Annotated in this window: 11 protein-coding genes; 2 read left to right on the top strand and 9 right to left on the bottom strand. The window is 37.6% G+C overall.

Going from position 1 to position 15,352, the window contains the following annotated elements; translation table 11 throughout:
- Positions 1-119 precede the first annotated feature (119 nt).
- From CRO54_RS11900 to CRO54_RS11865, 8 genes are all read right to left on the bottom strand, one after another.
- A complete protein-coding gene (locus CRO54_RS11900) occupies positions 120-2,345 on the bottom strand; it encodes a monovalent cation:proton antiporter family protein (RefSeq protein ID WP_097132206.1) in 2,226 nt (741 codons plus the stop codon).
- Positions 2,346-2,403: 58 nt separating this feature from the next.
- Positions 2,404-2,679 carry a hypothetical protein gene (locus tag CRO54_RS11895; RefSeq protein ID WP_138765815.1) on the bottom strand — a complete coding sequence of 92 codons (276 nt, stop codon included), beginning with the start codon at positions 2,677-2,679 and terminating at the stop codon, positions 2,404-2,406.
- Between the two features lie 153 nt (positions 2,680-2,832).
- Positions 2,833-3,777, bottom strand: coding sequence for a bifunctional riboflavin kinase/FAD synthetase (locus tag CRO54_RS11890; protein WP_097132202.1), 945 nt, complete (start codon positions 3,775-3,777; stop codon positions 2,833-2,835).
- Positions 3,778-3,947: 170 nt separating this feature from the next.
- Positions 3,948-4,811 carry a YitT family protein gene (locus CRO54_RS11885; protein ID WP_097132200.1) on the bottom strand — a complete coding sequence of 288 codons (864 nt, stop codon included), beginning with the start codon at positions 4,809-4,811 and terminating at the stop codon, positions 3,948-3,950.
- Positions 4,798-5,538, bottom strand: coding sequence for a tRNA pseudouridine(55) synthase TruB (gene truB, locus CRO54_RS11880; RefSeq protein ID WP_097132198.1), 741 nt, complete (start codon positions 5,536-5,538; stop codon positions 4,798-4,800). Before truB ends, CRO54_RS11885 begins: the two co-directional genes overlap by 14 nt.
- 32 nt (positions 5,539-5,570) lie before the next feature.
- Positions 5,571-6,365 (bottom strand): undecaprenyl-diphosphate phosphatase, encoded by a 795-nt coding sequence (locus tag CRO54_RS11875; protein ID WP_097132196.1) that lies wholly within the window; start codon positions 6,363-6,365, stop codon positions 5,571-5,573.
- Positions 6,366-6,435: 70 nt separating this feature from the next.
- Complete coding sequence (locus tag CRO54_RS11870; RefSeq protein WP_097132195.1) at positions 6,436-6,663, bottom strand: DUF3098 domain-containing protein; 228 nt, start codon at positions 6,661-6,663, stop codon at positions 6,436-6,438.
- A gap of 3 nt (positions 6,664-6,666) precedes the next feature.
- Entirely contained in the window at positions 6,667-7,545 is an 879-nt protein-coding gene (locus CRO54_RS11865; protein ID WP_097132193.1) for a cell division protein FtsX, read from the bottom strand.
- 442 nt (positions 7,546-7,987) lie between these two features.
- Here CRO54_RS11865 and leuS point away from each other — a divergent pair, with 442 nt between their 5' ends.
- Positions 7,988-10,768 (top strand): leucine--tRNA ligase, encoded by a 2,781-nt coding sequence (gene leuS / locus CRO54_RS11860; RefSeq protein ID WP_097132192.1) that lies wholly within the window; start codon positions 7,988-7,990, stop codon positions 10,766-10,768.
- A gap of 175 nt (positions 10,769-10,943) precedes the next feature.
- Here the strand turns inward: leuS and CRO54_RS11855 are convergent, their stop codons facing one another.
- The gene (locus tag CRO54_RS11855) at positions 10,944-12,530 is read right to left on the bottom strand and encodes a hypothetical protein (RefSeq protein ID WP_138765814.1); all 1,587 of its coding nucleotides are present in this window, start codon (positions 12,528-12,530) and stop codon (positions 10,944-10,946) included.
- A 216-nt stretch (positions 12,531-12,746) separates the two neighbouring features.
- On the opposite strand from CRO54_RS11855, the gene CRO54_RS11850 reads away from it, so the two are divergent.
- Positions 12,747-15,170 carry a TonB-dependent receptor gene (locus CRO54_RS11850; RefSeq protein ID WP_097132188.1) on the top strand — a complete coding sequence of 808 codons (2,424 nt, stop codon included), beginning with the start codon at positions 12,747-12,749 and terminating at the stop codon, positions 15,168-15,170.
- Positions 15,171-15,352 lie beyond the last annotated feature (182 nt).

Raw genomic sequence — 15,352 nt, 5'->3', positions numbered from 1 at the left:
ACATCCCGGTTTTCAACCACCCCTCTAAAAGAGGGGAATTAAATACAGCCATTCCCCTCTTTTAGAGGGGTGCCCAAAGGGCGGGGTGTTTTACTAAAAGTAAATATAGTTTTTATCTCCTATTTCAATAATTCGGGAATACGCTTATTGTTGCCCACAATCCAAACAATATCGTCATTTTCAAAAACAAGATTTGAATCCGGATTAAGGATACGTTGACCATCTCGTTCAATACCAACTACCAAACCTTGCGTTTTTTCTCTGATGCCGCTTTCTCTGATGCTTTGACCAAATACTGGAGATTTGCTGTTAATGACAATCTTCTGTAATGACATATCCTGTTTAGGGAAAGTTTCGTCTTCGTCAATCTCTATCTGTTCACCATCAAAAAGATGCTTAACGCTAGCCAATTGGTCATCTGTTCCAATGACGAGTACTTTATCGTTAGGGTACAGTCGTTCATCACGTTTTGGGGTTGGAATCATGATTTTACCACGTTCAATCATGGCAATGTTAATTCCGTATTTCTCTCTCACAGCTAAATCCACTAGAGTTTGTCCTACCAACCTCGACTCTGGTGCTACCGTAAGTTCTAATAAGTGCGTATCCCAAGGTAGGATTTCGGGTTGTTTTTTAGCGGTTTCTCTAGCGTTAAGGTTATAGAAAAATCTGTTCTCCATACGTTCGTAAAAACTTTGTAGTTTGCGTGAGAAAACAACCATTACCGCAACAATTAAACCTAGCGCTATTCCTGCAGCTACCCAAGTATCAAAGAATTCGTACATCAGGAAACCTACAAAGAATACACCTAGTGCAATTCTAAAAACCTCCATGGCGATCAATGGACCACGAGTATATTTTTTGTTTAACCACAAATGCGAATAGGCAACTTTTTGTATCCTCTTAATAGATAAAGCCCATAAAAATGGAGACATAATGAGGAAGGAAATAATTACACTAATCACAACTCCGTCTTTTCCATTGGTAATGTTTTTAACTATAAATGGATGTAAATACCTCGAAGCTAAAACCACAATCGCAATAATAATTACCGAGTGAATGATGGTGTTGGAGATATAAGCTCTAAGTAGAACTTTCCAATCGCTCAGGGTGGTGATACCTTCGGTGCTACTGCTATATCTGCTAATGGCATCTAACCATTTTTTTGGAAGTATCTTCGCCAAGAAATTATAGAAATTCTCTGAATACTTGATGAGGTATGGCGTAGTAAATGTCGTAATTGCCGACACAGCAACGGTAATAGGGTAAAGGAAGTCGCTGGTTGCTTTTAACGTTAAACCTAAAGTAGCAATAATGAACGAGAACTCTCCAATTTGTGTTAAACTCAATCCAGTTTGCACCGATGTTTTAAGTGGTTGCCCCGACAGTAGTGCACCACTTCCAGTAGTTATTAGCTTACCAACAATGGTAATACCTGTGATAATTAGGATTGGCTGCCAGTAGGCTAACAATATTTTTGGGTCAATTAGCATCCCGACGGAGACGAAAAACACTGCTCCAAATAAATCCTTCACTGATTTGGTGAGATGTTCAATTTTTTCGGCTTGAGGTGTTTCTGCCAGAATTGAACCCATGATGAATGCGCCGAGTGCTGGCGAAAATCCAACCTTTACAGCCAGTATTACCATTACTAAACACAATGCTAGTGATACGACCAATAAGGTTTCGTCGTTCATCAATTTTTTAGTCAATTTTAAGAAAGAAGGAATGATGAAAATACCACCTAAGAACCAAAGTATAAGGAAGAAACTAAGTTTCAGTATAGATACAATCATTTCTGCTCCCTCAAATTGCTGACTAACGGCAACTGTGGTAAGCAAGACCATAATTAAGATGGCTGCTAAATCTTCTACAATCAATGCCCCGAACACAAGGTTGGCGAATTTCTTGTGCTTTACACCAAGTTCATCAAACGCTCTGATGATAATGGTGGTAGATGAAACGGAAAGCACAGCACCTAGAAAGATGCTATCCATGGTTTCCCATCCCATTAATTTACCTGCAAAGTAGCCAATGAGAGACATTCCTATAATTTCTACCAAAGCGGTAATAGAGGAGGAACCTCCAACCTTGACTAGCTTTTTAAAACTAAATTCGAGTCCTAAACTGAATAGCAAGAAAATAACACCGATTTCTGCCCAAATGGTCACATTTGCATTATCGGAAACGGTAGGTATAAATTTGAAATGTGGTCCAACTAAAAGTCCGGCAATGATATAGCCTAAAACCAGTGGTTGTTTGATTTTTTTGAATATAATAGTGGTAATGCCTCCAGCGGCAAGTATCAATCCTAAATCTGCAATAAGTACAGGTAAGTGTGTCATCTAGCTAAAAATGTTGTTGGGTTGTTTAAATTTTAATGATTAGAAATGAAAACAGTGTTTACCAAAAGGCATGTTTAGGGTATAGATAGCTGTAGATATATCGGTAACTGAAATTTTCGAAAGTATTCCAGCCAATAATTGGTATTATAACAGGTAGGGCGGACTTGGTTTTAATACTAAAAGGCAAATCTGGCAAATTGCTTTGAGAGAAAAACAGTCTAGCTTTTGTAGAATGAAGTTTGATTTTTGTAACGCTTGGAGATTTTTTCTTCTTGCTGATATTTACGCTATTAGAAATACTCGTTTGCAAATATTTTTGCTTGTGCGAAGGCATTTCGCTGGCAGATAACGAAGAAAAACATAACGTTAACCATATACAAAAGAGCAGCACATACTTCATAGCCCACAATTTACAAAAAAATGTTGGGTTCTTTAAGGTTTAAAGCAATAAAGGATAGTTGTTAAAATTGAAAACGACAATTAGATGTTAATGACCTTCAAAAAAAGCCAAAGTATCTTGTTTGTCTCGTTGTAGTTGTATTTTTAATGCGTCTAATCCGGTAAATTTTACATCGTGCCTTAAAAAAGCCAAGAAATTCATCTTGATATTCTGTCCGTAAATTTCTCTGTCGAAATCAAAGATGTTCACTTCGATGTTTCGAGTCATACCGTTAATAGTAGGACGTTGACCGATGTACGCCATTCCTCTGTAGGTCTCTGGGTTTTTCTCTTCGCCCATTTCAACCGTAACCGCATAAATGCCATCACTTGGAATAAGTTTGTAGGTTTCAGATACGAAGATGTTCGCCGTAGGAAAACCAATGGTTCTGCCAATTTTATCACCTTTAATTACTGGCCCATAAATAGAAAAGGCATAACCTAAATATTCGTTTGCCAAGGCTACATCGCCATCTAATAATGCTTTTCTAATTTTAGTAGAGCTTACGGCAACGTCGTTAATATCTTGCTCCGGAATTTCCTCTACTTCGTAACCGTGTGTAGCAGCATTTTCCACTAAAGTTTGGATGTTACCCAATCTATCTTTGCCAAAACGGTGGTCGTAACCGATGATGATTTTTTTTGTGCCAATGGCATCAACCAAGATGTTTTTGATGTACTCTTCTGCACTTAAATTAGAAAAATCTCTAGTAAATGGTGTGATGATTAAATGATCTACCCCTAAACTTGCTAAGATTTGAGCTTTCTCATTGACAGTGTTAATCATCTTCAAATCCTGATTTTCAGGGTCGATAATCATTCGTGGGTGCGGGAAGAAAGTAAGTAGTACTGTTTCTCCGCCAGATGATTTTGCCAGCTCACAAAGTCTTTTGATGATTTTTTGATGCCCAAAATGTACACCGTCAAAAGTACCGATGGTAACTACCGCATTGGCTAATTTCTTAAACTCCGAAAGTTGAGTATATATTTTCATCCAGCTATATCTTTGCTTAATGGAGATGAGCTATCATGATTATTTGCTTATTTTTTGACTTGAAAATCATGATGGTTCAAAACGTATAAATCTTTTTTAACCACATAGAAACATAGTTTTTCCTGTCTATTAGATAAAACATTCTGTGTGTATGTGGTTTCATTTTAATTTTAATGGAAAGCCTGACGTTTAACTACGCCACCTTTTAAATCAGCAATTTGTTGTTGTACTACAAACGCATTTGGGTCAATTTCGTTTACTTTATCTTGCAGTTTGCTCAATTCGAGCTTCGTTACCACTGTATAAATAATGTCGATGTCTTTTTTCTGCAAATAACCACCTTCGCCTTTATAAATGGTTACACCACGTTTCATCTCGTTAATAATAAACAATTTGATGGTTTCATTCTCCTCAGAAATGATGGTTACACCTGTATAAGCTTCCAATCGGTTTACAATAAAATCGATGGTATTGGTAGCGGATAGGTAGGTTAGTATAGCATATAATGCAGTATCTATATTTATAAAATAAGCGGCAAAAAGGAAAATCACAATGTTAAGCATGAAAATGATATTTCCTACCGTTAGTTGGCTATTTCTACTGATGTAAAGTGCTAAAACTTCGGTGCCATCAATTACACAGCCACCACGCATTGCCAAACCAATACCACCTCCCAAGAAAAATCCACCAAAAAAAGCGACTAAAACTTTCTCGTGGGTAATGGGTTGGAAAGGAATAAAAATCAATCCTAAAGAAAGTGCCGCAATGGCGATGGACGTTTTAAGTGCGAAAGTTTTTCCAATTTGCTTATATCCTAAAATGATAAAAGGAATATTAATGATGACGATGAGGTACGATAAATTCCATTTGGTTAATGTGCTTACTAATAAGGAAATACCTGTTACGCCACCATCGATAAAATCTTCGGGCATTAAAAAACTTTTCAATCCAAAACAAGCAGAGATTACACCTAAGCACATGAAAAGGATTTCCCTTGCCATACGCTTACTTTCTGTACTATTAAGCTTTTTCATCAGTTTCGATATTTGCTTTTGCTTCTTCTTTTTTATTACGAAGATAACCAATCAAATCTGGGAGCTCATAGGCTTTACTCAATAAAAAGTTACCACTTCTTGTGCGTGTAAGTTTAGACAAATAAGCTCCGTTATTCAGTGCTTTTCCAAAATCAGAAACCAACGAACGGATATAAGTTCCCTTGCTGCAAACCACTCTAAAATCTACATCTGGTAAAGCAATTCTGGTAATTTCGAACTCATTAACGGTTACGAAGCGTTTTTTTAATTCCACCTCTTCACCCAAACGAGCTTTCACATACAAACGTTCGCCGTTTACTTTTACTGCAGAATGCGCTGGCGGATATTGACTGATGTCACCAGTAAATTGTGCTGTAGCCGCGTAGATTTGCTCCTCGGTAATATTAGCAATCTCGAAAGTGCCATCTACCTCGGTTTCCATATCGTAAGATGGGGTGGTAGCTCCTAAAACTAAAGTTCCTGTGTATTCTTTTTCTTCCGCTTGGAAAGTATCAATTTGCTTGGTGAGTTTTCCTGTGCAAACAATCAGCAAGCCGGTGGCTAAAGGGTCTAAAGTACCAGCATGGCCAACCTTTAACTTCTGTGGTTTTAACGAGTTACGGATTTTTCCAACAACGTCAAAAGAAGTCCATTTATACGGTTTATTGATGAGCAGGAGTTCGCCAGCGGCAAAGTCAAATTCTGGAAATGTAATATTTTCTTGCAATACGGTATTTTATTAGGCCGCAAAGTTACAGATTAAATGATTGATAATTCGTGGCCAGAAAGTAATAAAACCAAGATGATTAAGCCTACTACAATACGATACCATCCAAAAGCTTTAAAACCGTGTTTAGTAAGGATATTGATGAATGTTTTGATAGCAATAATAGCTACGATAAAACCAACCACATTGCCAATAACTAACATATTGATTTCTTCGCCAGAAAAAGTATGGCCTTCTTTTAAAAACTTGTATAATTTGATAACAGACGCTCCCAGCATCATTGGTATGGCCAAGAAGAATGAAAATTCGGCTGCTGCCTTACGTGTGAGGTTTTGCGTCATTCCACCAACTATTGTACTTGCAGAACGAGAAGTGCCAGGAATTAAGGCCAAGCATTGGTAAAGACCAATAATGAAAGATTGCTTATAACTGATTTCGTCCGAGTTGTCAATTTGTGGCTTGTTAAACCATTTGTCTACAAACAGAAGTATCACTCCCCCAACAACTAACATCACAGCTACCATTAATGGACTTTCCAATAGCGAATCAATAAAGTCGTTTAACACGATCCCTAAAATTGAAGCTGGTATGGCGGCTACCACCAATTTATAATAAAAGTTTAACGATTTGAAAAAGCGTTTGAAATATAATACCAACACTGATAAGATAGTGCCAAGCTGGATAACGATGGTAAAAAGTTTGACAAAAGGAGTAGGCTCCATGTTCATCAAGGCCGTTCCAATAATCATGTGACCTGTAGAAGAAACAGGCAAAAACTCGGTTAATCCTTCAATAATAGCAAGGATGATTGCTTGTATATAATTCATTATGGAATTTACGATTGTAGATTTGAGAATTACGATTCTAGTGCAATTGCCTAGCTTTCGTGTAGAGGCTCTATCTCTTTAAAATAGCGTAAACACCAAATCCAAACCCAAAAAGTACGGTTATCGGAGCAATAAGTGTTCTTCTAGTATCGTAGATATCTCCATCTGCGCCCATCATCAATAAAAAGCCAACCACAACAATTACCATGCTGATGATTAACAATTGGTAGTTTTTCTTGGTAAATACCAATTCTTCTTTTTGGTTCTGCGTTGCAGAAGTTATTTTTTTATCTGACATGATCTATCTGTACAGGTCGTAAATTTTTAAACGTAAATATTTGCTTACCGCAAACCAAGTGCTAATTGCAGTAATGAAAATGCCAATCGCTATCATACTGATGAATACAAAGCCAAATTCGGTAAAGTTTCTCAAAATGATGATTTCTGGCAACTCTTGTTGTGCGTAGTATAGCAATCCTAAAAGGATGATAATGGCAATGAATGATGCAATAATACCATGTAAAGCCGCAACTAAAATAAATGGCTGACGGATGAAGTTCTTCGTAGCGCCTACTAACTGCATACTCTTGATTAAGAAACGCTGAGAGAAAATGGCTAAGCGAATAGTATTGTTGATTAAAGCAATGGCAATTACTAATAAAATTCCCGCAAAACCCAATACGATTAAACTAATGGTATTGATGTTTTTATTCACCATGTCAATCAATGAGCTTTGGTAAACTACTTCTTTTACAATAGGATCTTTTTCTATACTTTTTCTTAACGCATCGATATTTTGGTTATTAGCGTAATCAGCTTTCAAGTAAACATCAATGGTAGAAAGTAGCGGATTGTAACCTAAGAAATTCACGAAATCCTCACCTAAATCTTTGGTTAAGTTATGCTGAGCAACTTCTTTATTTACGTATTGCGTTTGTTTAACTGCAATATTGTTGTCTAAATTCTTTTTAAAAGCAAGCACTTCGGTTTCTTTAGCACCTTCATCTACTATGATGTTTAGAACAATATTTTCTTTCACATAATTAGATAAGTTTTTAGCGTGTACCAAGATTAAACCCAACATCCCCAACATTAACAACACTAATGCAATGCTGAAAATGGTAGAAATATATACTGTTTTGGTCTTTTTAGCCGCCTGACTTACTTCAAATTCTTCCATACGTACTTAATTGTTTTTGCGAAAATAAGTAAAGATAACTTAAAATTAAATTTAATGAGGGCTTAATTGCTCAATTGTTTTATTGTTGGTAGTGAATAAAGTTGAGAAAATGTATCGATTAGTGAAGATAGTTTAACATTCTTTAACGTGTTTAGTCCGGAAGTTGATAGTCGGGAAGTCCGTAAGTTAGCAAATGCGATAATATTTCTTGTTTGATAATGATGCTTGGTTCTTGATTATTTTCTATCCCGCAGATTTTTGCTGACGTTTCCGCACATTTAAGAGGAATTTGCATCAGCGATAATATGTGTTGTTTGATTATTGGTGCTTGTCTATTGGTTATTTCTCTGACCACTGATACCTGACTACTGCCCCCTTTTTGACCAATCGTAAATTTCCTTACCTTTGCCCGTTAAAGAGCGTTATTAGAAACAACATATCAATGGATTATCAATTTGCAGCCATAGAACAAAAGTGGCAAAAATACTGGGCAGAAAATCAGTCGTTTAAAGCCGAAGCCAATTCAGACAAGCCGAAATACTATGTTTTGGACATGTTTCCTTATCCTTCGGGAGCAGGTTTGCACGTTGGTCATCCACTGGGTTATATTGCTTCAGATATTTTTTCGAGATACAAACGTTTAAAAGGTTACAATGTATTACATCCAATGGGGTACGACTCATTTGGTTTACCTGCTGAGCAGTATGCTATCCAAACTGGGCAACATCCGGCAGTAACTACTGAAACTAACATTAATACTTACCGTCGTCAGTTAGACCAAATCGGTTTTTCTTTCGATTGGAGCCGTGAAGTTCGTACCAGCGACCCAGCTTACTACAAATGGACACAGTGGATTTTCATGCAGCTATTCAATTCTTGGTACAACCTAGAAACAGATAAGGCAGAGCCGATTTCTACCTTAATTCATAAATTTAATGAGGCTGGCAGTGCTGATGTAAAGGCTGCTAAAGATGAAGATACAAGAAGTTTCTTGCCAACTGATTGGGCTGCTTTTAGCGAAGAAGAAAAGCAAGTAGAGCTATTAAAATATCGCTTAACTTATTTAAAGGAAAGCACGGTAAATTGGTGTCCTGCTTTAGGTACCGTATTGGCTAACGATGAAGTTAAAGACGGTTTTTCTGAGCGTGGTGGTTTTCCTGTAGAGCAAAAGAAAATGATGCAATGGAGTATGAGAATTACTGCCTACGCAGATAGGCTTTTGCAAGGATTGGACACCATCGATTGGCCAGAACCGATGAAAGAAATGCAACGCAACTGGATTGGCAAGAGCGTGGGTGCATCGGTGAAGTTTAAAGTAGAAAACAGCGAAAAACAAATTGAAGTTTTCACTACACGTGTAGATACGATTTTTGGTGTTTCTTATTTGGTTTTAGCGCCAGAGCACGAATGGGTAGCAGAATTAACTACTCCAGAACAAAAAGCTGATATCGAAAATTACATCTTACAAACTAAGAAGAAATCGGAATTAGACCGCATGGCGGATGCTAAAACTGTTTCTGGTGCTTTTACGGGAACTTACGTGGTTAATCCGGTAAGTGGCGAGCGTGTACAATTGTGGATTGCGGATTATGTATTGGCGGGTTATGGAACAGGTGCCGTAATGGGCGTGCCAAGTGGTGACCAACGCGATTGGTTGTTTGCAACGCACTTTAATTTGCCGATTATCCAAATTTTGGATGCACAAAAAGATATTGATGTACAAGCCGACCCAACCAAAGAAGGTAAATACATTAACTCTGGTTTCATCAACGGCATGGAATATAAAGAAGCGGTTGCTTTCTTAAACCAATGGTTAGAGGACCAAGGCGTAGGAAAAGCAAAAGTAAATTTCCGTCAACGTGATGCTATTTTTGGTCGCCAACGTTATTGGGGCGAGCCAATTCCAGTATATTTTAAAGATGGTTTGCCTTACTTGTTAAAAGAGGAAGAGTTGCCATTGTTATTGCCAGAAATCGATAAATATTTACCAACGGAAACTGGGGAACCGCCACTAGGTAGAGCCGAAGGTTGGAAATATGAAGACCAATACGAGTACGAATTATCTACCATGCCAGGTTGGGCAGGAAGTAGTTGGTACTGGTATCGTTATATGGATGCGCAAAACAACAGCGAGTTTGCTTCAAAAGAAGCGGTAGATTACTGGAAAGATGTGGATTTGTACATCGGTGGTAATGAGCATGCCACAGGTCACTTGTTGTACAGTCGTTTCTGGAACAAGTTTTTGAAGGATTTAGGTTTTGTGCAAGAAGAAGAGCCTTTCAAAAAGTTGATTAACCAAGGGATGATCCAAGGTAGGAGTAACTTTGTTTATCGTGTGGTTGATGAAGAAGGACGTGGCACTAATACTTTGGTATCTGCTGGTTTAAGAAAAGACTACAAAACCATTGCTCTACATGTTGATGTAAATATTGTTGAGAATGATGTCTTAGATATCGAGAAATTTAAAACGTGGCGAGATGAATTTGCAAACGCTGAACTTATCTTGGAAAACGGCAAATACGTTTGCGGTGTAGAAGTTGAAAAGATGTCGAAATCTAAATTCAACGTGGTAAACCCTGATGTGTTAATTGCACAATACGGAGCAGATACTTTGCGTATGTACGAAATGTTCTTAGGTCCGTTAGAGCAAAGTAAACCTTGGAACACCAATGGTATCGAAGGTGTGTTTAAGTTCTTACGTAAATTCTGGCGTTTGTTCCATAACGAAGCTTGGGAATTTACCGTAAGCGATGCTGAACCAACAAAAGCAGAGTTGAAAGCATTGCATAAAATCATTAAGAAAGTACAAGATGATGTTGAAAGGTTCTCTTTCAATACCTCAGTTTCTAGCTTTATGATTGCCGTAAACGAACTAACAGATTTAAAATGCAACAAGAGAGCAATTCTACAAGATTTAGTAGTAGTATTGGCACCTTATGCACCACACATCTGCGAAGAATTATGGTCGTTGTTGGGTAACAAGGATTTGTCTACAGCAGCATATCCAACTTTTAATCCTAATCACTTGGTAGAAGACGAGTTTGCTTATCCAATTTCTATCAACGGTAAAATGAAGATGAATTTGAATTTGAGCTTGGCGTTAGAACCTAAAGACGCTGAGGCAGCTGTTTTAGCCAATGAACAAGTTCAAGGATTTTTGAATGGTGCTACACCAAAAAAAATCATCTTTGTAAAAGGAAAGATTGTGAATATTGTAATATAGTCAGCACGTCATTTCGAGCGAAGTGGAGAAATCTTTCAGGTTGGTCATATTAGTCGAAAGATCTCTCCACTTCGTATTACTACGGTCGAGATGACGACCAAACTATTTAAAAACCCCAAATAAGTGTAAAACTAATTTGGTATTTTTTGTTTCATCACATCACATCACATCAAAGCTAAAGCTTTTCTACAAAAACAGGAGTTTCGGTTACATTAACACTTAACTTGCCGTTTATTAAGTTCACCTTCGTAGCTTTTGCTGTTCCTTTGTCCGTTTGCAAATGGTAGAGGACTGCCTGTTTAGTATCGCCTAAATTTAAGGTATAGTTAGCGGTACGTCCAATCTGGTCTGGAATCGTTAATACGTAAATTTCTTTGTTCCCCTTTTTATAAACATCAACAATAGGGTCTTGATGGATGGTATTTGAGTAAGTATAGTCGCCTAATATAGTTTTAGCTTGTTGCATGTAGTACCAAGATGGACGAGCGCTCAAATCAGGATTAATAAAGCCACTGGTGCTAAATTGAATTGAAGGATCTCCGTTAACAATATCATTCAGCATGTAAAATACAGACCTGCTAATACCACTTCTAGCATAGAGCAATGAGGTACGTAAATTCCAGTCTGCTTGTGTTACCAAAGCTGATTTGCTGCCGATGGAAATGGCTCTTATGTTACTATTCGGTGAAATGTCATAGCCAGTTTCTGTAACCCATACCGGTATAGAATTTGCTTTTTCCCTAGAAAGTGCGACAAACTTTTTCGTAAGCTCTCCTATCAGTGAAAGCTCTGGTGCCAAACCGACAGTGCTTCGGCTCCGTTGGCTGTAATCTGTATCGCCAGAATAAGCATGGTAATTAATTATATCGAAGCATAAGTTCACCGATCCATCAGGGTTAAGGCCACGGTATTTTCTACACCACTCAATCATACGACTAACGTAATTCGTATCTGGTACGGCCAGTCCACCCATTACAACTTGAATGGAGGTGTCTGCCGTTTTTACCCCTACATCTTTTCCGAGTGTTTCTTTATGCCCGTCATAAAAAGCAGAAAGATTTGCGGCATATTCTTCAGGACTTTGGTAAGCCTGCTGCCCCTTCCACCATTTATCCCTTTCGTTATCACATTCGATATATTCAATGAGACCTAGACCTGTTTTCAATTCGTTAGCGTTATCTCCAGGCCAGCGAGTTTTAGTGTTGATCTTAATTAAAGAAGGATCTATGTTTTTATTTCGACCGTATCTTGCAGCAAGTTGGAAGCCAGCTTTTGCTTGTGCGATGTAAGATTCTGGTTTGCTCTTGTCCAATGGATAAGGAGCAGGCACATTTTCATAATCTCTTTGGTTTTCGGGATAGGAGTTAATTAACCATTGAGGAATGGTTTTTAAACAAACCAAAGTTCCGATATCTTCCTGAGCATTGCGTTGGTAAATAATATCAAGGTTCCAATTGCCGGTATGCGAAGGGTTAAATGTAAAGCTATCTTGTATGGTTTCAATTTTTTCCCAATCTAGATAATGCCTTACTGTTCCAAAGGCTTTAATCCGTTCCATTTTAGCTTCATTAATATGGTTTTCCTGTTGGTAGGTGAGGTAATCCCATTCAAATAAGTTAATGCCCAAATAGTTCTTAAAAAGAGGTTTTACACTTGTGTTTTGCCAATTGTTTGCAGCCTTATAAGGAGTGAAATTAGGTTTGGTACAAAAAAAGCAGCAGGAAATAACACAGATAAATGTGACGAGCGGGTATTTGGACATGGGCTATTGGTTTATTACGTACTAAATTATGGATATAAGCTGAACAATATTCTATGCGAATTACTTTTTTAGCGGAAAAATGATTTATCCTAAACCATTCGCCGTTTAAAAATTGCCATTCACCGAGGGTTTCCTACAAGTTGTGAGAAATTACTTTAGTGCCCCTGTAACAAAATATATCTTTGAAAGACTAATACGTACAAACAACAGAATAAAATGAAAAAACTACTACTAATTTGTGCCGCTTTACTGATGATGATGAATGCAAAAGCGCAATTCCCGATGATGGGAGGAGGCAATGCAGCACCGAAAGTAACAGGGCGTATATCGGCAACTATTTTAGATTCATTAACTAAACAACCTGTAGAATACGCTACAGTTTCGTTAATCAATACCAAAACATCAAAACCAGTAAATGGAGCCTTAACAGATGCAAAAGGTAAGGTCTCTATCCAAAACATCGCCCCTGGCGAATATAAATTGGTGGTTGGTTTTATTGGGTACACCACTAAAAATGTATTGGTTAAAACTACTCCAGAAAAGCCAGACAACAATATGGGCAATGTTTTTTTGTCAGGTAGTGCAAGTACTTTAAATGAAGTAACTATTGAAGGAAAAAAGAACGTAGTTGAGAATAAAATTGACCGTATGGTTTACAATGCAGAAGCAGATGCTACCAATGCTGGTGGAGATGCAACTGATGTAATGCGTAAAGTGCCGATGTTATCTGTAGATATGAATGGAAACGTTCAATTGCGTGGAAGTGCAGTGAGGGTTTTAATCAATGGAAAACCATCTGGAACGATGGCAAATAGCGTAGCTGATGCCTTGAAAATGATTCCTGCAGAGCAGATTAAGAGTGTGGAGGTAATTACCAACCCATCGGCTAAATATGAAGCAGAAGGTTCTGGTGGTATCATCAATATCATCACCAAGAAAAGCAACGCAGAAGGTGTAAGCGGTTCAGTAAATGCTTCGGCAGGTACACGCCAAAACAACGGTAACTTTAACTTAACAGCAAAATCTGGACGTTTTAGTGCAAATACGGCATTAGGTGGTAGTTTTGCTTATCCGCAAGAAACCAAAACATCTTTCCTAAATACAACTAGTTCGGGCGATGTTTTGCAAAATGGAATGTCTGATTGGAAAAGAGAAGGCTTTAACGGTAGTTTAGGTCTAGATTATGATTTTAACGCTTATAACAACTTAAGTACCAACGCTAAATACAACAGGTTCTATAACGGAGGACCTTCTGGATCAAGTATATTCGAGAATGGAGTACCAAATGGGACTATTGTTGGTAGAAGCGATATGGGGAACAACAACTTGGATTGGAATTTGGATTACAGAAAGACCAGCAAAAAACAAGGCGAAGAATTTTCTGTTGCTGGTCAGTTAATACAAGGCAGAAATACCAATGAATTTGTAAATGATCAACGCGATGCTTCTGGGGCTCCATTAAGATATACAGAGAGCGATAACGTAGGTAAAAATAGAGAGTATACCTTACAAACTGACTACGTATATCCTTTTAGTAAGACAGTAACTTGGGAAGTTGGAGCAAAAGGAATTTTAAGAAATATCAGAAGTGAGTTTGCTCAAAATTCTGCACAGGATTTTGATTACGACCAAAATGTTGGTGCTGCTTATTCTACTATCGCTTTCAATTTAACGGAAAAGATAAAATTTAAAGGAGGCGTAAGAGGCGAGTATACGGAAATCGGTTTTACCAATGCGAACGGTGTTCCAGTTAAAAATGATTATTTTAACTTGTTCCCAAGTGCGGTACTTTCACAAACCATTAAAGGATCTACTACAATTAAATTAGCCTATAATAAAAGGGTGCAACGTCCAAGTTTGGCTTACTTAAATCCATTTTTGAATGAAACAAACCCGTATAGCGTAATGCAGGGTAATCCAGATCTAGATCCAGAGTTGAGCCATAATGTAGAATTAGGTTACTCAACTTTCATTAAAGGTTCAATGATCAATGCTTCATTATTTTACAGAAATACTAGAAACGTGATTGAAAACTTTGTTACGGATGGCGATATTCCAGGATCAACCTTGACTACTTATAACAACATTGGAACTACACAAAGTTTCGGCGCAAACGTTTTTGCTTCTTATAACCCAACACCAAAATGGACTTTAATGACTAACGTAGGTGTAAATACTTACGAAATTGAGAACAAAGATCCTAATAGAATAGGCATGCACGAGGGTACTTATCTAAATTATAACCTCTTTTTACGTTCTGCTACAGCATTTAAAGGTGGTTGGAATTTAGAATTGTTTGGTGTGGTTAACTCACCTCGTTATACTTTCCAAAGCAAGACAGATCCAATGTTCTTCTATGGAGGTGGTGTGAAAAAAGACATCATGAAAAAACAAGCTTCACTTGGGTTGAACTTATTGAATCCGTTCAATAGAGATCTACATATCAAAACGGTATCAAAATCGGGAGAGTCATTTGGTCAAACCTCTAATATTTACTATCCATTACGTCAGATCAGCTTAAACTTTAGCTACAAATTTGGTAAGTTGAAGTTTACTGAGAAAAAGAAAATTAAAAATGATGACGTGAAGCAAGACCAACAACAAGGTGGCGGCATGGGCGGCATGGGACAAGGTAAATAAGTAAAAAGTTAAAAGTATAAAGTTAAAAAGGGCTGTTCTAAAGTTTAGAACAGCCCTTTCGTATTTCCGTCATTTCGAGCGTAGTCGAGAAATCTTTGGATTATAGTTGCTTAGTATTTCGCTTTAAGATTGCTTGGTGCCTCGCAAAGACGATATGATTATTTAGCAAAAAATGATTTTCT

The sequence above is a fragment of the Pedobacter xixiisoli genome, from assembly GCF_900215335.1.
Classification (GTDB): Bacteria; Bacteroidota; Bacteroidia; order Sphingobacteriales; family Sphingobacteriaceae; genus Pedobacter; species Pedobacter xixiisoli.
The sequence above is the reverse complement of the archived record's forward strand: the minus strand, read 5'-3'. Positions and strand labels throughout refer to the sequence as shown.